The organism is Anaerovibrio sp. RM50 (assembly GCF_000622005.1).
Lineage (GTDB): Bacteria > Bacillota > Negativicutes > Selenomonadales > Selenomonadaceae > Anaerovibrio.
The window spans coordinates 1-18,700 of sequence record NZ_JHWV01000016.1 but is presented as its reverse complement, the minus strand read 5'-3'; the positions used below and the strand labels follow the sequence as shown (position 1 = coordinate 18,700).

General features: G+C 47.4%; 14 protein-coding genes and 1 tRNA gene. 10 read left to right on the top strand and 5 right to left on the bottom strand.

Annotated features, from left to right (window positions below; translation table 11 throughout):
• The first annotated feature begins 40 nt into the window (after nucleotides 1–40).
• Entirely contained in the window at nucleotides 41–1,360 is a 1,320-nt protein-coding gene (locus T525_RS14875; protein ID WP_051533524.1) for an SGNH/GDSL hydrolase family protein, read from the top strand.
• Nucleotides 1,361–1,438: 78 nt separating this feature from the next.
• Here T525_RS14875 and T525_RS0108995 read toward each other — a convergent pair whose 3' ends face one another.
• Together T525_RS0108995 and T525_RS0108990 are read right to left on the bottom strand one after the other, a co-directional pair.
• On the bottom strand, nucleotides 1,439–1,726 hold the full coding sequence (locus T525_RS0108995) for a hypothetical protein (protein WP_027406926.1): 288 nt from the start codon (nucleotides 1,724–1,726) through the stop codon (nucleotides 1,439–1,441).
• A gap of 1 nt (nucleotide 1,727) precedes the next feature.
• Nucleotides 1,728–3,440 (bottom strand): ABC transporter ATP-binding protein/permease, encoded by a 1,713-nt coding sequence (locus tag T525_RS0108990; protein WP_027406925.1) that lies wholly within the window; start codon nucleotides 3,438–3,440, stop codon nucleotides 1,728–1,730.
• 154 nt (nucleotides 3,441–3,594) lie between these two features.
• On the opposite strand from T525_RS0108990, the gene T525_RS0108985 reads away from it, so the two are divergent.
• The 9 genes from T525_RS0108985 to T525_RS0108945 all read left to right on the top strand — a co-directional run bounded on the left by T525_RS0108985 (nucleotide 3,595) and on the right by T525_RS0108945 (nucleotide 17,573).
• Entirely contained in the window at nucleotides 3,595–4,254 is a 660-nt protein-coding gene (locus T525_RS0108985; RefSeq protein WP_027406924.1) for a hypothetical protein, read from the top strand.
• Between the two features lies 1 nt (nucleotide 4,255).
• Nucleotides 4,256–4,885, top strand: a complete 630-nt coding sequence (locus tag T525_RS0108980; protein WP_027406923.1) for a YigZ family protein — start codon at nucleotides 4,256–4,258, stop codon at nucleotides 4,883–4,885.
• Nucleotides 4,886–5,154: 269 nt separating this feature from the next.
• Nucleotides 5,155–6,318, top strand: a complete 1,164-nt coding sequence (locus T525_RS0108975) for a glucose-1-phosphate adenylyltransferase (RefSeq protein WP_027406922.1) — start codon at nucleotides 5,155–5,157, stop codon at nucleotides 6,316–6,318.
• Nucleotides 6,319–6,349: 31 nt separating this feature from the next.
• The gene (gene glgD, locus T525_RS0108970; RefSeq protein WP_027406921.1) at nucleotides 6,350–7,450 is read left to right on the top strand and encodes a glucose-1-phosphate adenylyltransferase subunit GlgD; all 1,101 of its coding nucleotides are present in this window, start codon (nucleotides 6,350–6,352) and stop codon (nucleotides 7,448–7,450) included.
• A gap of 85 nt (nucleotides 7,451–7,535) precedes the next feature.
• Nucleotides 7,536–9,983 carry a glycogen/starch/alpha-glucan phosphorylase gene (locus tag T525_RS0108965; RefSeq protein ID WP_027406920.1) on the top strand — a complete coding sequence of 816 codons (2,448 nt, stop codon included), beginning with the start codon at nucleotides 7,536–7,538 and terminating at the stop codon, nucleotides 9,981–9,983.
• Between the two features lie 11 nt (nucleotides 9,984–9,994).
• Complete coding sequence (gene glgB / locus T525_RS0108960) at nucleotides 9,995–12,478, top strand: 1,4-alpha-glucan branching protein GlgB (RefSeq protein ID WP_027406919.1); 2,484 nt, start codon at nucleotides 9,995–9,997, stop codon at nucleotides 12,476–12,478.
• Nucleotides 12,479–12,493: 15 nt separating this feature from the next.
• Nucleotides 12,494–13,927 carry a glycogen synthase GlgA gene (gene glgA / locus T525_RS0108955; RefSeq protein ID WP_027406918.1) on the top strand — a complete coding sequence of 478 codons (1,434 nt, stop codon included), beginning with the start codon at nucleotides 12,494–12,496 and terminating at the stop codon, nucleotides 13,925–13,927.
• A gap of 26 nt (nucleotides 13,928–13,953) precedes the next feature.
• Complete coding sequence (malQ, locus tag T525_RS0108950; RefSeq protein ID WP_051533523.1) at nucleotides 13,954–17,403, top strand: 4-alpha-glucanotransferase; 3,450 nt, start codon at nucleotides 13,954–13,956, stop codon at nucleotides 17,401–17,403.
• A gap of 83 nt (nucleotides 17,404–17,486) precedes the next feature.
• Nucleotides 17,487–17,573: transfer RNA gene (locus tag T525_RS0108945), tRNA-Leu, on the top strand.
• 321 nt (nucleotides 17,574–17,894) lie between these two features.
• On the opposite strand, the gene T525_RS15915 is transcribed toward T525_RS0108945, so the two are convergent.
• From T525_RS15915 to T525_RS0108930, 3 genes are all read right to left on the bottom strand, one after another.
• Nucleotides 17,895–18,044 carry a YvrJ family protein gene (locus tag T525_RS15915; RefSeq protein ID WP_072031649.1) on the bottom strand — a complete coding sequence of 50 codons (150 nt, stop codon included), beginning with the start codon at nucleotides 18,042–18,044 and terminating at the stop codon, nucleotides 17,895–17,897.
• A 75-nt stretch (nucleotides 18,045–18,119) separates the two neighbouring features.
• Nucleotides 18,120–18,326 (bottom strand): DUF2922 family protein, encoded by a 207-nt coding sequence (locus T525_RS0108935; RefSeq protein ID WP_027406916.1) that lies wholly within the window; start codon nucleotides 18,324–18,326, stop codon nucleotides 18,120–18,122.
• Between the two features lie 20 nt (nucleotides 18,327–18,346).
• Complete coding sequence (locus tag T525_RS0108930; RefSeq protein WP_027406915.1) at nucleotides 18,347–18,565, bottom strand: DUF1659 domain-containing protein; 219 nt, start codon at nucleotides 18,563–18,565, stop codon at nucleotides 18,347–18,349.
• Nucleotides 18,566–18,700 lie beyond the last annotated feature (135 nt).

The following is an 18,700-nucleotide window of genomic DNA, read 5'->3' as shown; positions in this document are numbered from 1 at the left end:
TGGATAATGCGAGTCTATCTGTGTACTTGGGAGAGATAACATGAAGTTTTCCAATAGAATTATTGTGGCGGTTTTGGCTGGATTAATATCCTTTTCCGGGGTATTTGTGGCTGAGGACATCAATATTGAAACCCTTGGCAAGGCCATCGGCACTATAACCAGCGCAGCTGAAGCTGAGGTTGAAAAGGGCCCTCTTAGTGAGCCCCTGGAAAAAGTGAGAATCAGCTGGGAAACCATTCCGGGAGCTGTCAGCTACCGTCTGGTTATAATGGATGGTGATACCACCAGCAAGGATGCTGAGGTAAAACATTTTAACCGCATACCAAATAATGGCTATGAGCTGGACACCTCCAACATGTACAAGGCAAAGGAGTATTACTGGCGGATTTGCCCATTGGATTATGACGGCAATGTAATAGGCCCATACAGTGACCCCAAGCCTCTTGTGGGGGAAGAGATAAATCCAAAAGCCCCTTTGGCCACCACGGAATTTGAGAAAATGGCCTATTCACCGCTGTATCCGGTGTTTTCCTGGATTCCCGTTGAGGGCAGTGGCGGCTATGAAATAAGAGTGAGCCGTGAGAATAAATTTTCTCCGGGCAGATTTGACGTGGTTAAGGAAATGACCACCAAGAGCAACATTTACTATGAAGAGGGAGGCTACACCTGGCCTGGTCGCTATATGTGGCAGGTCCGTTCCCAGGACAAGGCGGGGGTTCCAAATACTGAATGGTCTGAGCCAAAATATTTTGAGGTGGAAAACCATGTGCGGATAGCGGCCCTGGGTGACAGCATTACCCACGGGGGCGGCGTATGCAACGTGCCTCCTGATTATGCCATTTACAGCTGGGAATATTATTGTCAGGTGCCAATAAAAAATCTGGGCTGCAGCGGTGACAGCGTCCAGGTTATGGCCCAGCGCTTTGACCGTGATGTAATGCCATTTTCACCGGGAATGCTGATAATAATGGGAGGCGTGAACAACTTCCGGGCTGGCGAGGACGGCTGGGATACCATTGCTGCCATGGAGCAGATTTTGGCAGAATGTCAGTGTCACAACGTTATTCCCGTATTTGTAACTGCAACGCCAATCAATCCTGATTTAATGTCCCGGGTGCCAACAATTGAAACCCCGGCCTGGTACTGGAAGGAGCAGCAGGAGCTCCTTAATCAGTGGATAATGAACCAGCCGTATCACGTGGATGTAACTCCTGAACTGACTGATGGTAACGGATATTTAAAGGCTGAGCTTACCACGGATGGGCTTCACCCGGACCACCTGGGAAAGAAAATAATTGGTGAAACCATCAGCAATTATCTGCTGACCACCTTCCCTTCCTACAATTTAACAGCAAAATGATTACGAAAAAAATGCTGGCCTCTATTATGAGGTCAGCATTTTTTATTTGATCCTAATTTGCGGTTATACACAGGTGCGTTAGCACACGGCCATTGCAATGGAGCCGACGAACATGGCAATGCTCATGCCCTTCAGCAGATTGGACATGAACCAGTCCTCATCTCTCCGGGCCTTTTTCAAAAGAACGTGAAGCTCATATACAAGGAAGGAGGCGGAGAAAAAGCAAAGGGGCAGATCACCGTCGGAAAGGCCAAAGAGAAACATGGCCAGACACAGGGCCATCCCCGCTTTTTCACCATTGCTGAAGGTAGGCTCAATTTTATTTTTGTTATCCTCTATGGGGAATTTTGAACGCATTCCGGGCATATTATACAGTCCTTTCAACCATCCATGCACCGCCGCCTATAAGGCGAAGGATGGTGCTGTGACGGGATACCAAAGTGGAGCGGTGGCCCACACTGACCACGGACATCTCCGGCAATTTGGCTTTAAGGGTATCATAGGAATGGGCCTCCATATCCTCGTCCATGGCGGAGGTGGATTCGTCCATAAATACCATTTGTGGTTTAAAGAGCAAAATGCGGATAAAGGCGATGCGCTGCTGTTCACCAAGTGAAAGAATGCGGCTCCAGTCGTCCACCTCATCAAGGCGGCTTGCCAAATCCGCCAGACCAAATTCCTTCAGATAAGCTCCTAAATCCGCTGTATCGTTTTCGGGAACATTTTGTGGGTAATAAATGGCCTGCCGCAGGGTGCCCAGAGGCAAATAAGGACGCTGGGGCAAAAACATAAGACGCCAGTTATCAGGCCTTGCGATGGTGCCGCTGCCATAAGGCCACAGATCCGCCAGAGCCCTCAAAAGAGTACTTTTTCCCGAGCCGGAAGGGCCGCTGATAAGGGCATATTCCCCCGGTGTAAACTCAAGATTAAGGCTTTCGATAAGCTTTCTGCCCTCAGGCAGCAGTACATCCATATTGGAAAGGGTAACCCTGTTGTTGTTCTCATACAGGGTATTGAAGGAGGATTTCAGCTCATCCACTTCCTCCATGTGGGCGGTGAAGTCACCAAGACGGCGGATAACCGCTGCATACTGGGCGATGTTGGAATAGCTGTCAACAAAATAGCTCAGGGCATCCTGCACCCGGCCGAAGGCACTGATGGTCTGCATAAGCCCGCCCAGCTGCATTTCCCCGGAAAAATATTTTGGGGCCGCCATAATGAGAGGGTAAATAATTGCCAACTGACCGTAGCCATTAATGTAGAAATTAAGAAGCTTGGTGCGCTTCATGAGCGCCCAGAAGTTTTTTACCACCATCTTAAAGCGGTCCTGAAAGCCCTGGCCCTCAGGAGCTTCACCGCGATAAAAGGCGATGCTCTCACTGTTTTCCCGGACTCTTATCATATTGAAACGGAAATCCGCCTCGTAGCGCTGCTGATTATAATTAAGATCTATGAGCTTGCGGCCCACCAAATGGGCCAGCCAGGAGCCCACAATGGAATAGAGCAGGGACAGCCATACCATGTATCCAGGAATGGTGAAAACAGTTTCGCCCAAAGGTATCTCCAAGGCGCCGGACAGGCTCCACAGCACAAATATAAATGCTGCCAATATGGTGAACTGCTTAAGGAACCCCAGGAAAAGGGTGAGGGTAAGATCAACAAAGGAGTTGATATCCTCTGAAATACGCTGATCCGGGTTATCCATGTCGGACTTTAACACCTGCAGCTTGTAGTAAACCTGCTTTTTCATCCAGCTGCCAAGATAATTGTTGGTCATCCATGTACGCCATTTTATCTGCAGCATTTGCTGAAGGTAAATGGCATAAACTGCAGCTATGATGTACATGAAGGCTATAAGGGTAAACTGTCCCACCAGGGGCCAGAAGTTTCCCAGATCATAATTTTGCAGTGCGTTGTAGAAATCATTGTTCCACTGGTTCAGCTCCACAAGCAGATAAACCTGGGCCAGATTAAGGATGATGATGACTGCCAGCATCCCCCGGCCCCACCATCGCTCCTCGGATTTCCAATAAGAGCGCATCATTTTCCAGATGCTTTTTGCAATATCTTTTTTCTTCATACGGGATCTCCTTCTCATTAACAATAACATCATTAATTATAGCAAACATTCAAAGGGTATTGTATGAAAATGGGGATATTTTCCCTCTGACCCGGTTTGGTGTATAATATCTTAATAGATTTTGTTTGATTTAATTCTATTGAAGGGATTTTATATGTTATTGCCAATTATAATTGCAGTTATTGTGCTGGCCCTGACGGTGCTGGTGCTGGAAAAAAATATCAGGAGCCGGATGGCCTTTTACGCCTTCTGCGGTTCCATGCTGCTGGCTCTTTCCATTGCAGGCTACGGCTATTATGCCAGTACCCTGAACTCCTACGAAAAAATGGACGAGTCCACCATACGCCACATTACGGCCCAGCAGCTGGCCTTTGGTGAATGGTACACCAACTACAAGAAAAAGGTTGATGCCCTGGATTATTGCTGGGTATCTTATCACCGCATTATGAGGGATTTTAGGGATGAGGAGATTTCCCTGCGGGAAGCATATAACCGTCTTAACCAGCTGGAGTCCAACGTGCTTAATCTCCACAATGATATTTATCAGATGGCACCGCCAATAAGCCTGGATGATACAAATTATGATCTGACAGCATCTATTCTGAAAAAAACCAAGGCCTATTCCGATGCCCAGCTGAAAACAGTAAGGGCCACAAAAATGATGGCAGATCCGGAAAAGATGCCCACGGAGGAACATGAGGTACAGATGGGATATCTTAATGATGCCATGCTGATGAATTCGCCGGATATGCTGTTCACTGCCAATGAAATTAATTCTCTCAGGTTCAATCTTACCATTCCGGAGGTAAACTGATATGCGCCCGTACAAAACCACATCTGATTTTGGAACCGCATATTATGAGATCCAGAAATCAAAATTTTATACATATACGGCCCATGTGGAGGATGAGGCGGCGGCCCGGGAATTTGTCCAGGGCATAAAGAAAAAACATTTTGATGCCCGTCATAATTGTTCCGCATGGATATTGGGCACTGACAGCAGCCAGCAAAAATCAAACGATGACGGTGAGCCGGGTGGAACGGCGGGCAATCCTATACTGGAAGCCATCAAGCAGCATGGTCTCACCAATGTTGTTGTGGTGGTGACCCGTTATTTCGGTGGCATAAAGCTGGGGGCCGGGGGTCTCATACGGGCCTACAATCATTCAGCATCACTTGGATTGGAGGCTACTCCCCAGGTGGAGGTAAAGCCATTTTGCAAGATTTCCGCAGAAATGGATTACACCTTGCTGGGGACGGTGGAAAACTGGATCCGCAATAACAGCATTCGCTCCGAAGAAACGGAGTACACTGACAAGGTGACGGTGAAGCTTCTCATTGAACCTCATGATGTGGAAAAAATTCAGAAGGATTTGGTGGAGCTCACTGCGGGAAGGTGTTCAATCCATGTGGCTGACCCTGAATATCTGGAAGTTACTGTGTAAAATGCTTATAAAAAAGCTTTGAAAATAATTTTTGATAATGTTCTGACATAATAAAAATATACGTATTCTGCAAAAAAGATAGGAGAAAAAGTTTATTTTTTCAATAAATCTACTTTTTTGCAGGATTTTTTTTTATAATATAGAAGTAATTATAGTACAAAAATATGGTCTATTTTTCATTGAGGTAGTTTTTATTTCAGGTAAAGGCTGATAAGGGAACGTTTACGATTGGCTGAGCCTGGAGCTGATTAAGCACAGGGGTGAGTTTTATGAGTAAGACAACGTGTGTAGCCATGATTTTGGCAGGCGGTCAGGGAAGCCGTCTGGGGGCGCTAACAAAAAAGATTGCCAAACCGGCTGTACCGTTTGGCGGCAAGTACCGAATTATTGATTTCCCACTTTCAAACTGTGCCAATTCCGGCATAGACAAGGTCGGCGTGCTGACCCAGTACCGTCCATTGGAGCTTCATAATTATCTGGGAACAGGCGATGCCTGGGATCTGGACAAATCCAACGGCGGTGTATTTATTCTTCCACCTTATGCAAGGGACAAGGGGGCAGACTGGTACAAGGGCACAGCAGATGCCATTTATCAGAACCTGAATTTTATCGACATGGTAGATCCTGAATATGTGCTGGTTCTCTCCGGCGACCATATTTATACCATGGATTATGCCAAGATGCTGGCAGCCCACAGGGCCAACAAAGCCGATGCCACCATCGGTGTATTTGAGGTGCCTTGGGATGAAGCACCACGCTTTGGCATTATGAACACCGATCCTAAGGACGGTCATATTGTAGAGTTTGAGGAGAAACCAGCAAAGCCAAAGAGCAACTTGGCCTCCATGGGTATTTACATCTTCAACAGGGATTTCCTGGACAAGTACCTTCGTGAAGATGCTGCTGATGACAACTCCTCCCATGATTTCGGCAAGAACATCATTCCTGCCATGCTTAACGACAAGGCAAGAATGTTCTCATACGCCTTTGAGGGCTATTGGAAGGATGTAGGAACTATTGAAAGCCTCTGGCAGGCCAATATGGACCTGCTGCAGGATGAGCCTCCATTCTCCTTTAATAGTGCTTGGAGGATATATTCCAACAATCCATCTTTGCCACCACATTACTTGGGCAAGGATGCAAAGGTTACCTGCTCGATGCTGAATGAGGGCTCCATGATTATGGGGGAGGTTGACCATTCAGTATTGTTCTCCGGTGTCAAGATTGGTAAGGGGGCAAAGGTTACAAATTCCGTAATCATGCCATTTACCGTGGTTGAGGAAAATGCAGTTATTGACCACGCCATTGTGGCCCAGAACTGTGTGATTGCCGCCGGTGCTCATGTTGCCGGTTCTGATGGAGCTATTGCAGTGGTTCCGGAGGGGGAAACCATTGTGGCAGAGCAGGCAAATGCGGGGCAGCAGGTAAGCTGATGTATTAAAACGAGAAATGGAGTTGATCATATTGGGTAATGTAATGGGGATTATAAGACTCGATGGTGCCAATAGTATGCTGAAGGAGCTTTGTGAACACCGTCCAGTGGCCGCACTTCCTATTGCTGGTCGCTATCGCATACTGGATTTTGCTGTGTCCAGCCTGGTAAACTCCGGTATTGGCCATGTAGGTGTTCTTGTATCAAAAAAGGCAAGACCAGTTTTTGACCATCTGCGCTCTGGTAAGGATTGGGATCTGGCACGTCATCGTGATGGCTTGGCTTATCTCCCAAATGACGGCGATAACGGAAATGCTACTCCTCTTGCCGGACTTTATCAAAATATAGATTTCGTTATGCGCAGTTCAGCTGAGTACGTATTCCTGGTACAGGCTGATACTGTATACAATATTGATTTTAGACATATTCTCCTGTTCCACCAGAATACAGGGGCAGATATTACCATGGTTTACAGCAAGGCCCGTGAGGACCTGCCTGGGGAGGCTGCTTCCATGCAAATCGCCGAAAACGGCAAGGTTACGGACATCGCCAAGCGCATGACCTCCACCAAGGGCTCCAATGACTTTATGGGCATCTACCTCATGCGTAAGGACACCCTGGTAAAGCTGGTCACCTCCACCTTTGAACGGGGTGGCAGCAGTATGCTGGTGGATGGAATTATCCGTCACATGGATGATTTCAGCATTTATGGCTACGAGCACAAGGGCTTTTCCGCCAGAATTAATTCCACCATGGCTTATTTCAACGCCAACAAGGCCATATTAAATCCTGATATATGGAATGAGCTCTTTATGAGCGATTTCCCAATTCACACCAAGACCAAGGATGCGGCTCCTGTTCAGTACAAGAATACTGCCAAGGTTACCAATTCCCTTATTGGCAACGGCTGTGAGATTTATGGCGAGGTTGAGGACAGCGTTCTCTTTAGAGGCGTAAAGGTGGCAGAGGGCGTTAAAATCAAGGACTGCATCATTATGGAGCAATGCCAGATAGAGCAATATGCAATGCTCAGAGATGTAATCTGCGACAAGAACGTCGTCGTTTCTGAGGATCAGTGGTTAAAAGGTGCTGAGAATTATCCTTTGATTATTGCTAAGAGCACCGTTATTTAATAAATGATTTCAGGCCGCTGATGATAAGGGCTATCCTATCGTCAGGGGCCTGTTTGGCTTTTTATAATTATATGGGAGTGATTATATGGCATTTATCGACAGAGATATTGATGAAATCAAAAAAGAACTAAAGGAACGATTTATTCTTACATCCAAGATTCTTTATGGCCGTGAGTTGGCGGATCTTTCCAAAAATGAGATTTACAACGCCGTTGCGGCAGTGGTAAAGCAGTTCACCACTGAAAACTGGATTAAAACCAATAAACAGTACGCTGTTAACGATAACAAGCAGATTTATTATTTCTCCATAGAGTTCCTGCTGGGCAGACTTCTCGACACCAATCTGATTAATCTGGATTTGAAGAATGCCCTGAAAAGCGTGTTGAAGGAGCTGAATTTAAAGGTTGAGGACATCTATAACGAGGAGCCTGATGCGGGCCTTGGCAATGGCGGTCTGGGCCGTCTGGCAGCCTGCTTCATCGATTCCATGGCGTCACTGGCATTGCCGGCCCATGGCTGCGGACTCCGTTATCAGTATGGCCTTTTTGAGCAAAAAATTATTAACGGAACCCAGATTGAGATTCCGGATAACTGGCTCCGCGATGGCTACGCCTGGGAATTCAGAAAGCCTAACAAGGCTGTAAATGTCCGTGTAGGCGGTCACGCTTATATGAAGGAAGTGCCTGGTGAGGACGAGCTGAAGCTGGTTTATGAGAACTATACTGACATTATGGCAGTTCCATACGATGTACCGGTTATCGGCTATAAGAATACCACTGTAAATACACTGCGCCTCTGGAATGCAGAGGTTAATATGGATTTCTCCGACTACGCCACCCTGACCCAGGAGGAGATAAACCAGCGTCAGGAGTATCGTCGGTGGGTAAGCCGTATCACTGAGTACCTCTATCCTGATGATAGGCTTTCCGATGGTAAGAAGCTCCGTCTGTTGCAGGAGTATTTCTTTGTGTCTGCCGGCGTTCAGAGTATTATCCGTCACTTTATGCTGACCCACGATAACGTTTATGATCTTTCCGACAAGATCGGCATCCATATCAATGATACACATCCGGCCACTGCAGTGCCAGAGATGATGCGTATTCTGGTGGATGACTACGGTATTGAATGGGAGGATGCATGGGATATTACCACCCAGACCTGCGCATATACCAACCACACCATTTTGCCGGAGGCACTGGAGAAATGGGAGGTTGGCCTCTTCAAGGAGCTGCTGCCACGTATCTACATGATCGTGGAGGAAATTAACCGCCGCTTCCTTGATGGTATCCGCAAAAAGTACCCTGGAGATGAGGCACTGGTTCGCGAGCTTTCCATCATCGAGGATGGCCAGGTTCACATGGCCCGCTTGGCAGTGGTGGGCTCCTACAGCGTCAACGGCGTGGCCAGAATTCATTCTGACATATTAAAGACCAGTACCTTGAAGTATTTCTACAAGGTATTCCCTAAAAAGTTCAACAACAAGACCAACGGCATTACCCATCGCCGCTGGCTCGTCAGCGCCAACAACGATTTGGCACACCTTATTGATGACAAGCTGACCCGTGAGTGGCGCCGTGATATTAGGCTCTTAAAGAAGATTAATAAATATGTGGATGACCCTGATTTCCTCAAGGCCATTAACAAGGTGAAGAGAGCCAGAAAACGTGCTTTGGCACAGTATGTATTGTCCCACAACAAGGTTCGTATTAAGATAGATTCCCTTTTCGACATTCAGGTTAAGCGCATTCACTCCTACAAGCGCCAGCTCATGAATATAATGCATATTATGTATCAGTACAACCGTCTGAAGAACGATCCTGATTATGATATGCCAGTTCCAGTGGTATATTTCTTCGGCGGCAAGGCTGCACCTGGATATTACACCGCAAAGGAAACCATCCGCCTTATTAATGCCGTGGCTGACAAGATTAATAACGATGAAAGCATTAACGGCAAGATTAAAGTGGTATTCCTTGAAAACTTTGGGGTAACTTTGGGCGAAATGGTATATCCTGCTGCTGATGTCAGCGAGCAGATTTCCACCGCTTCCAAGGAAGCCTCCGGAACCGGCAACATGAAGTTCATGATGAACGGAGCCATTACTCTTGGAACCCTGGACGGTGCCAACGTTGAAATCCACGAGCAGGTGGGTGATGATAACTGCGTAATCTTTGGCCTCAGAGCCGAGGAGGTTCTCGCCTATTATGAAAACGGCAACTACAATGCCTGGGATGAATACAATACCAACGAGCGTGTACGCACCGTTATGAACCAGCTCACTGATGGCACATACGGCAACTTCCAGACCATCTTTGATTATCTGATTAACAGTAATGATGAGTTCTTCATTCTGAAGGACTTCGATTCCTATATTGAGGCACATGAGGAGATTGTCCGCCGTTATCAGGACCATGATGCATGGCTCAGATCTTCTGCCATCAACATTGCCAATTCCGGAATTTTCTCATCCGATCGTACCATTACTGAGTACGCCGAGGATATTTGGGATATTGAACCAGTAGAAATTAAGTAAGAGGGGTTTACATGAATACATCTGAATTAAGTGAGTTTGATCTGTTTTTGTTCCATCAGGGAACCAATTTCCGTGCCTATGAAATGCTTGGCGCCCATATAATGGAGCAGGATGGCAAAAAGGGCGTAAGATTTACCGTCTGGGCACCTCATGCCAAGGAAGTTTCAGTTGTGGGCGATTTCAACAACTGGGATACAAGGGTAAATAAGATGTCCAAGCTGGGGGACGGAGAAATCTGGAACCTCTTTATCCCGGATCTGGGAGAGGGCACTGTATACAAATACGCTATTTTGCCACAGCATGAGGGTCCTCATATTATGAAAGCTGACCCTTATGGTTTCTTTGCTGAGAAAAAGCCGGAGACTGCTTCCATCGTCTATGACATGAACCACTATAAGTGGAAGGACAGCAAGTGGGCCAAGTTTAAGGAGGACCATCCTTCCTACAGCCGTCCAATGCTCACCTATGAGGTGCATCTTGGCTCATGGAGACGTACCCCTGACGGGGAATACCTCTCCTACATGGATATGGCTGACCAGCTGGTGGACTATGTAAAGAGCATGAACTACACCCATATTGAGCTGATGCCTCTTTGCGAGCATCCATTTGATGGCTCCTGGGGCTATCAGGCCACTGGCTACTATGCTGTAACCAGCCGTTATGGCAAGCCGGACGAGTTCCGTTATCTGGTGGACAGAGCCCATCAAAATGGTATCGGCATTATTATGGACTGGGTTCCTGGCCATTTCTGCAAGGATAACCAGGGCCTTCGTGACTTTGATGGCACCAACCTTTACGAATCCGACAATATCCAGCGGGCAGATAATGCGGGCTGGGGTACTGTAAACTTTGACTATGGCCGCACTGAGGTCCAGAGCTTCCTTATTTCCAATGCCATGTTCTGGATGGATCAGTATCATATTGACGGTCTGCGCATTGACGCCGTGGCCAATATGCTCTATCTGAACTACGGCCGTCAGGACGGGGACTGGGTACCAAATAAATTTGGCGGCGATGGCAATCTGGAGGCCATTGACTTCCTCCATAAGCTCAATGAGGCCGTATTTAAGAGCTTCCCGCAGGCTCTGATGATTGCCGAGGAGTCCACCTCATGGCCAAATATTTCCAAGCCTGTTTACATGGGCGGTATGGGCTTCAACTACAAGTGGAACATGGGCTGGATGAACGATATTCTCCGTTATGTAAGCCTTGATCCTATTTACCGCAAGTGGCACCATGACAAGGTTACCTTCTCTCTGATGTATGCCTTCAGCGAGAACTTTGTATTGCCTTTGTCCCATGATGAAGTGGTTCACGGCAAGTGTTCCCTTATCAGCAAAATGCCTGGTGACTACTGGCAGAAATTTGCGGGACTCCGCGCCTTCTTTGGCTATTGGATGTCCCACCCTGGCAAGAAGCTGCTCTTTATGGGCGGCGAGTTTGGTCAGTTTATTGAATGGAATTTTGATGACAGCCTTGACTGGCATCTGGTGGAGCAGTACGAAAAGCACACCCAGATGCTGGAGTATTCAAGAGCCCTTAATAAATTTTACGTTGACCACAAAGCCCTGTGGGAGGTGGATTTTGACTGGAGAGGCTTTGAGTGGCTTGATTGTGATAATGCTGATGACAGTTTGGTATCCTTTATTCGTAAAGCGGAGGATGGTTCCTTCGTAATAGCTATTACAAACTTCACCCCGGAGGTGCGCCACGGCTACCGCTTTGGTGTTCCTATGGCAGGAGTTTACCGCGAAGTATTCAACAGTGATGCCGAGGAATTTGGTGGCTCCAATGTATTAAATGATTATGACATTATTTCCGAGGATGTGCCATGGCAGGGGAAAGAAAACTCCATTTTGGTAACAGTACCGCCTTTGGCAACCATTTATCTGGAATTGCAGTCCCCCAGCGGTGATGGGGTGAAGAAGACCACCCGCAAGACCACCGCAAAGAAGACCACAACTACCAAGACAGCAACTGCAAAGAAAACTGCAACTGCTGAAAAGAAAACCACCACAGCCAAGAAGACAGCAACCACAAAGGCGGCTGCCAAGGCTGAGGAAGAGGCAGAAACCAAGCCAAAGACCACCAGAGGCAGAAAGCCAAAGGCAACGGCTACGGAAGAAAAAGAAACCAAGCCTAAGACAACGAGAACGAGAAAAACTGTCGTAAAGGCTGAGGAAGAAGCAGAAACCAAGCCAAAGACCACCAGAGGCAGAAAGCCAAAGGCAGAGGCTACGGAAGAAGCAGAAGCCAAGCCAAAGACAACCAGAACAAGAAAAACTGCCGCAAAGGCTGAAGACGAAGGGGAAAAGGAAGCCAAGCCAAAGACTACCAGGGGCAGAAAACCAAAGGCAGCTGCCCAGGAGGCTGAAACTGAAGCAAAGCCAAAAACCCGGACCCGTAAGGCCGCAACGACAAAGGCCAAGGATGAAAAAGAAGTAAGTGAGAAGCCTAAGAAAACAACCAGGGGTCGGAAGAAGGCCGATGCATAGAGAGAGGTGCAAGTTATGAAAGTATTGTATGTAGTTTCTGAAGCAGTTCCTTTTATTAAAACTGGCGGATTGGCTGACGTGGCCGGTTCCCTGCCTAAATATCTGAAGGCTGAAGGGGTTGACGCACGGGTTATTCTGCCTAAGTACAGCAATATTCCGGAGGAATTCCGCAATCTGATGGAGCATGTTGGGGATATAACTGTGCCAGTTTCCTGGCGTGAAAAATATGCCGGTGTGGACAAGCTGGAATATGAAGGCGTTACCTATTATTTTGTAGACAATCAGGAGTATTTCTATCGTGATGGCCTTTATGGCTACTATGATGATGCAGAGAGATTTTCCTTCTTCTCCCGTGCGGTGCTGAATCTGCTGCCAACCATGGATTTCTGGCCAGATATTATCAACAGCAATGACTGGCACGCAGCACTTGTAAATGTGTTCCTTAAGCTGGAGCACCAGGGGGACAGCCGTTATGAGAATATCAAGACCGTATTCTCCATTCACAATTTGAAGTATCAGGGCATTTTCGACAAGAACATCATGGGAGATGTACTGGGACTTGATTGGAAGTATTTCAACAACGGCGATCTGGAGTTTAATGATTGTGTAAACTTCATGAAGGGCGGTATTGTATATGCTGATAAAATCAGCACAGTGAGCCGCACCTATGCCCAGGAAATTCAGTACGAATTCTTCGGGGAGAATCTGGACGGCCTGCTTCGCTCCCGCAGTGAGGATATCCGTGGTATTGTTAATGGTATCGATAATTCAGTATTTAATCCGGCAACGGACAAATATCTGTATGAGAATTTTGATATCCATTCCCTCGATAAGAAGCTTAACAATAAGGAGAAACTTCAGGAGCAGCTGGGACTTCCTGTAAATCGTGGTGTTCCAATGCTGGCCATGGTTTCCCGTCTGGTGGAGAACAAGGGCATTGAGCTCATTATCAGAATCCTGGACGAGCTTCTGACCCATGAGGAATGCCAGTTTGTTATTCTGGGTACCGGAGACAAGGTATATGAGGATTGGTTCCGTGAGCTCCAGTGGCGCTTCCCTACAAAGGTGTCCGTAAATATCTTCTTCTCCAACGATTTGGCCCAGAAGATTTACGGCAGTGCGGATTTCTTCCTTATGCCATCAATCTACGAGCCATGCGGTATTGGCCAGATGATAGCCCTGCGCTATGGTACTGTGCCAATTGTCCGTGAGACTGGCGGCCTGAAGGATACCATCAGACCATTTAACAAGTATGATAACACCGGCAACGGCTACACCTTTGCCAACATCAACGCCCATGACCTGATGTACTGCATCAAGCGGGCCCTTACGGAATATGACAATATCCAGATTTGGCACATGCTTCAGAGGAATGCCGTTAAGTCCAATTTCGATTGGAAGAAGTCAGCAAGCGAATATATTGATATGTATAATAAGCTTTTATCCTGATTAATATGCTGTGAGGAGGTCATTATGTGGCTGCATTGCTAAACATTGTTCACGACTCACAAAATGAATTTTATCGCTTCCCGGTGGGGGCGGCTGCAACGGAAAGCAAGGTGCGGCTGAGACTGAAGGTGGAAACCGACAGTGAAACCAAGATTGGCTGCGTCAAAGTCCGCCTCTGGGAAGACCGGGTGGGGGAAACCATTTATACCATGGCCCGCATGGAAGACGGCGAGCATTATGAGGGGTATATTAATATGCCCAAAAAGGGGACCCTGCTCTGGTACTATTTTATAATCAATGTGGATGGCCAGTTGTGTTTTTACAGCAACAATGATGAAATGCTGGGGGGCAGAGGGCAGCTTGCCGACTGTCCCCACGCTGCCTATCAGATTACTGTATATAATAAGGAAGCAAAAACTCCTGACTGGTTTAAGCATTCCGTAATGTATCAGATTTTCCCCGACAGATTTTATCGCAAGGGGAATGAAATGGTGGAGAAGCCAAATGCCCTCTACCATGCCTCATGGAAGGACAAGCCGCGTTATTTCAAGGATCCGGACAGCATGGAAATAATTGCCTATGATTTCTTCGGGGGCAATTTTGCCGGCATAAGGGAAAAGCTCCCTTATTTAAAGGATTTGGGAATATCGGTGGTTTATCTTAACCCCATATTTGAATCTGCCAGCAACCATCATTATGACACGGGAAATTACATGAAGACGGACCCGGTTCTGGGTACAAATGAGGAATTTGCCCAGCTCTGTGCTGAGGCCAAGGAAATGGGCATCCGCTTCATTTTGGACGGTGTGTTCAGCCATACAGGCGAGGACAGTATTTACTTCAACAAATACGGCAACTACGATTCCGTTGGTGCCTGTCAGAGCAAGGATTCGCCTTACTACAGCTGGTACAGCTTTATAGATTATCCTGACAAATATGAAAGCTGGTGGGGCTTTACCAATCTTCCTAATGTTAAGGAGGAAACCCCAGCCTATATGGACTACATTATCCATAAAGAGGACAGTGTTCTTCATTATTGGAACAAGCAGGGCATCAGCGGCTGGCGTTTGGACGTTATTGACGAGCTGCCGGAAAAATTCAGCCAGGCATTTTACAAGGAGCTGAAAAAGACAGATCCGGACTCCGTGCTTATCGGCGAGGTGTGGGAGGATGCCTCCAATAAGGTGGCTTACGGTGTGAATCGCCATTATCTCTGTGGCTATGAGATTGATTCTGCCATGAATTATCCTTTCCGCAGAGTGGTAATGGATTTTCTGCTGGGCTATTGTGACGGCTATCAGATCAGCCGCAGAATAATGAGCCTTAAGGAAAATTATCCGGACCAAAATTTCTACGCCATGATGAATCTTTTGGGAAGCCATGATCGTGAACGCATACTGACTCTTTTGGGTGAGGCACCGTCCTGTGAGGGAATGCCGGAAAGATTTCAGGCCTCCTTCAAGCTTGACGAGGAAAAGCTGAAGCTGGGAAAGAAGCGTCTGAAGATGGCTGCCGCATGGCAGATGACCTTCCCGGGTGTTCCGTGTATTTATTATGGTGATGAAATCGGCATGGAGGGCTTCAAGGATCCATTCTGCCGTCTGCCTTATGACTGGGAGAACGGAGACGAGGAGCTGCGCCAGTGGTATAAGCAGCTGATTCGCCTCAGAAATGAAAATGTGGCCCTGCAGACAGGCAAGTTCCTGCCTATTTATTCTGACGGGGATATATATGGCTATGCAAGGGTTATTGATAACGGCAAGGACGTCTTTGGCGAGCCTGCGGAAAATGATGTTTTTCTCGTGCTCATGAACCGGGGCAAGGAGATGCGCACTGTCTACGTGGACGTTCGCGACCTTTGGGCAGGGAGCTTCGTCAATGTCTTCGGGGATGGCAGGGAGCTGAAGGTGGTACGTGATGTGCTTCACGTATCAATGAAGCCTTTCAGCGTGAAGATTTACAGATGTGTAAAGAAGGAGTCCAAGTTCAACAGGGAATGTGGTGTGCTGATGCACCCTACCAGCTTCCCGTCCAAATATGGCGTGGGAGATCTGGGAAAGCGGGCCTTCGAGTTCGTGGACTTTTTGGTGGAGGCACACCAGAAAATATGGCAGATATTGCCTCTCACCCCGGTGGATGACTGCAATTCTCCTTATGCGTCACCATCTGCCTTTGCAGGCAATTCTATGCTCATATCCCTGGAAAAGCTGGTGGATATGGGACTTCTCACAGAGGAAGACATAAAGGTTCCTGAAAGACCAGCCACGAATAAGACGGATTATAAATTTGCCCGTGAGATAAAGGGCAAGCTTCTGGCCAAGGCAGCAGACAATTTCTTCAGCACTGCCAAGGCTGATGATATGGCGGTATTTGAAGGGTTCTGCAGCCAGGAAGAGGATTGGCTGGAGGAATATGCCCTGTTCAAGGCTATTTCAAAGCAGCAGCTTCAGGCGGGCTGGATTGAATGGCCGGAGGATTTGCGGCTCCGTAAGCCGGAGGCATTGGAAAAAGCCAGAAAAGAACTGGCTGAGGATATTGGCAGGGAATGCTTCTATCAGTATCTCTTTTCCAAGCAGTGGCAGGAGCTGAAGATTTATGCCAACGGAAAGGGCATAAAGATACTTGGTGATATGCCGATCTTCGTGTCCCAGAACAGTGCTGATGTATGGTCCCATCAGAAGCTCTTTAAGTTGGACAAGGATGGCAGACCGCTGAAGGTGGCGGGAGTACCTCCTGATTACTTCAGCAAGACCGGCCAGCTGTGGGGCAACCCTCAGTATGATTGGGATGAAATGGCCAAGGACGGATACCGTTGGTGGATAAACCGTCTATGCCGTATGTTTGAGCAGGTGAACATGGTCCGTATTGACCACTTCCGCGGCTTCGAGTCCTATTGGGAAATTGACGGGGATGCGGAAACTGCCATTGATGGTGAATGGGTGAAGGGTCCTGGTATGGACTTTTTTGGCAAGATCCAGAATGCTTTGGGCAGCATGCCAATAGTGGCAGAGGATCTGGGTATTATCACTGATGAAGTGGAGGCCCTCCGCGAAAAATGCGGCTTCCCTGGTATGAAGGTATTGCAGTTTGAGCTTCATTTCAACGCATTCCACAGAATTAATTACGTGGAGCCGGAAAACTGTATTGTTTATACCGGCACCCATGATAATAATACAGTGGTGGGTTGGCTTGATGAGGATATTGATATTGAAACAAGGGATGCGGTGGCCAAGCTCCTTGGACATGAAGGGGAGTACAGCCAGAGCCTTTGTAAAGCCCTGGTGGAACGCGCCTATGCATCACGGGCCCGTACAGCCATTATCCCAGTATGGGATATTTTGGCCCTTGACGGCAACAACCGCATGAACATGCCGGGAACCTCCGGAGGCAACTGGAGCTGGAGAATGCTGCCAGGAGCCCTGATGTCAGATACAGCCCAATGGTTGGCAGAGCTGGCAGAGAAATATAATCGTTAGTATTATGCCAAAACAGTTGACAATATTGGCATATCATGTTAACATAGCACTGTTGTGTGACGCAGTTGCATAACCTAAAAAGTGCCGAAGTGGCGGAATTGGCAGACGCAGCAGACTCAAAATCTGCCGTATGCAAATACGTGCCGGTTCGAGTCCGGCCTTCGGCACCACTTGAAATCAAAGGCCTCCGAGGAATCGGGGGCCGTTCTTTTTTGTTCGGTTTTCCCCTAAAAGGTTGCAATAGGGTTGCAATGGGGAAAATACGAGACACCACGAGACAACACCATCCCATTTTTTGACCAATTTTGAGGGGCAAAGTGGGGAATGGGAGAAAATCACAAAAATCCGTGAAACCACCACCTAAATTTTAGGCATGGCAACACGGATTATTTTTTTGGCTGTACTTTGGATGTACCAGGCGCAAAAGAAAACTGCCACACCGCGCAGCTACTGGGTTCGTAGTTTGCGGGGCGGCAGTTTGGCTGACTGCTTTACGAGTGTTCCTTGCGGATTTCCAGTATCAGGGCATCCAGCTTGTCGCAGAACTTGTCCATGGTAGTCTGGAACCTTATCAGCAGATAAAAGGTTATTACTATTGGAAAGCCTACGGTGCTGACTGCCGATAAAATCGTTTCTTCCATAGGTTTACTCCTCCTTTATCAAGAAAACCCCCCTGCAGGCCACAGGGCGAGCAGAGGGGCAATCACTAGGCCTTCTTAGGCCAACTTGGTGACAACGGTCTCCTTGAGATATGCGTCATGTACGCCAGTGACCTCAGCATAAGCCTTCTTGTCAACGAACTTCTGCATTACTGCCAGAACGTCTGCCTTGGTAATGCCCTCAGCGGGATTTGCAACAATGACGGTCTTGATCTTCTTAGGATCATTATCGAGTTCATACTCGCAATAAAGTTTCTGTGCCATAATTCATCGTCCTCCTTCCATTACTCGGTAACAAGGGAATAGCTGTTCACTCTACCTACATTGCTCAGACTATACTCCATAAGGGAGTTAAGAGCCTCTGCCAGCTCCATGAAATCGTCATCGGAAATCTTGGAGTCAATGCCGGAAAAAGCTACAGTCTTGTAGGTTTCCTTGCCGTTAACGGACTCAGTGATTACCTGAAGCCGCATGGAACTGGTTACTTTAATCTTTTTGGTCATACTAAAACCTCCTCATAAAATAAGATAAAATAAGACTTTGCCGAAGGTTTTCTACGCACACTTCGTAAGTGAGCACTACTAAATTCGATTTTCGCCTATGGCTCAATCTCATTAAGTATTGCTGGCAACGCAAAA

Coding starts and splice junctions, on each gene's coding strand:
- T525_RS0108980 (WP_027406923.1), top strand. CDS start 4,256: ATGCGCCCGTACAAAACCACATCTGATTTTGGAACCGCATATTATGAG.
- T525_RS0108990 (WP_027406925.1), bottom strand. CDS start 3,440: ATGAAGAAAAAAGATATTGCAAAAAGCATCTGGAAAATGATGCGCTCT.
- T525_RS0108985 (WP_027406924.1), top strand. CDS start 3,595: ATGTTATTGCCAATTATAATTGCAGTTATTGTGCTGGCCCTGACGGTG.
- T525_RS0108965 (WP_027406920.1), top strand. CDS start 7,536: ATGGCATTTATCGACAGAGATATTGATGAAATCAAAAAAGAACTAAAG.
- glgB (WP_027406919.1), top strand. CDS start 9,995: ATGAATACATCTGAATTAAGTGAGTTTGATCTGTTTTTGTTCCATCAG.
- T525_RS15915 (WP_072031649.1), bottom strand. CDS start 18,044: ATGGAAGAAACGATTTTATCGGCAGTCAGCACCGTAGGCTTTCCAATA.
- T525_RS0108975 (WP_027406922.1), top strand. CDS start 5,155: ATGAGTAAGACAACGTGTGTAGCCATGATTTTGGCAGGCGGTCAGGGA.
- glgA (WP_027406918.1), top strand. CDS start 12,494: ATGAAAGTATTGTATGTAGTTTCTGAAGCAGTTCCTTTTATTAAAACT.
- T525_RS0108930 (WP_027406915.1), bottom strand. CDS start 18,565: ATGACCAAAAAGATTAAAGTAACCAGTTCCATGCGGCTTCAGGTAATC.
- T525_RS14875 (WP_051533524.1), top strand. CDS start 41: ATGAAGTTTTCCAATAGAATTATTGTGGCGGTTTTGGCTGGATTAATA.
- T525_RS0108995 (WP_027406926.1), bottom strand. CDS start 1,726: ATGCCCGGAATGCGTTCAAAATTCCCCATAGAGGATAACAAAAATAAA.
- T525_RS0108935 (WP_027406916.1), bottom strand. CDS start 18,326: ATGGCACAGAAACTTTATTGCGAGTATGAACTCGATAATGATCCTAAG.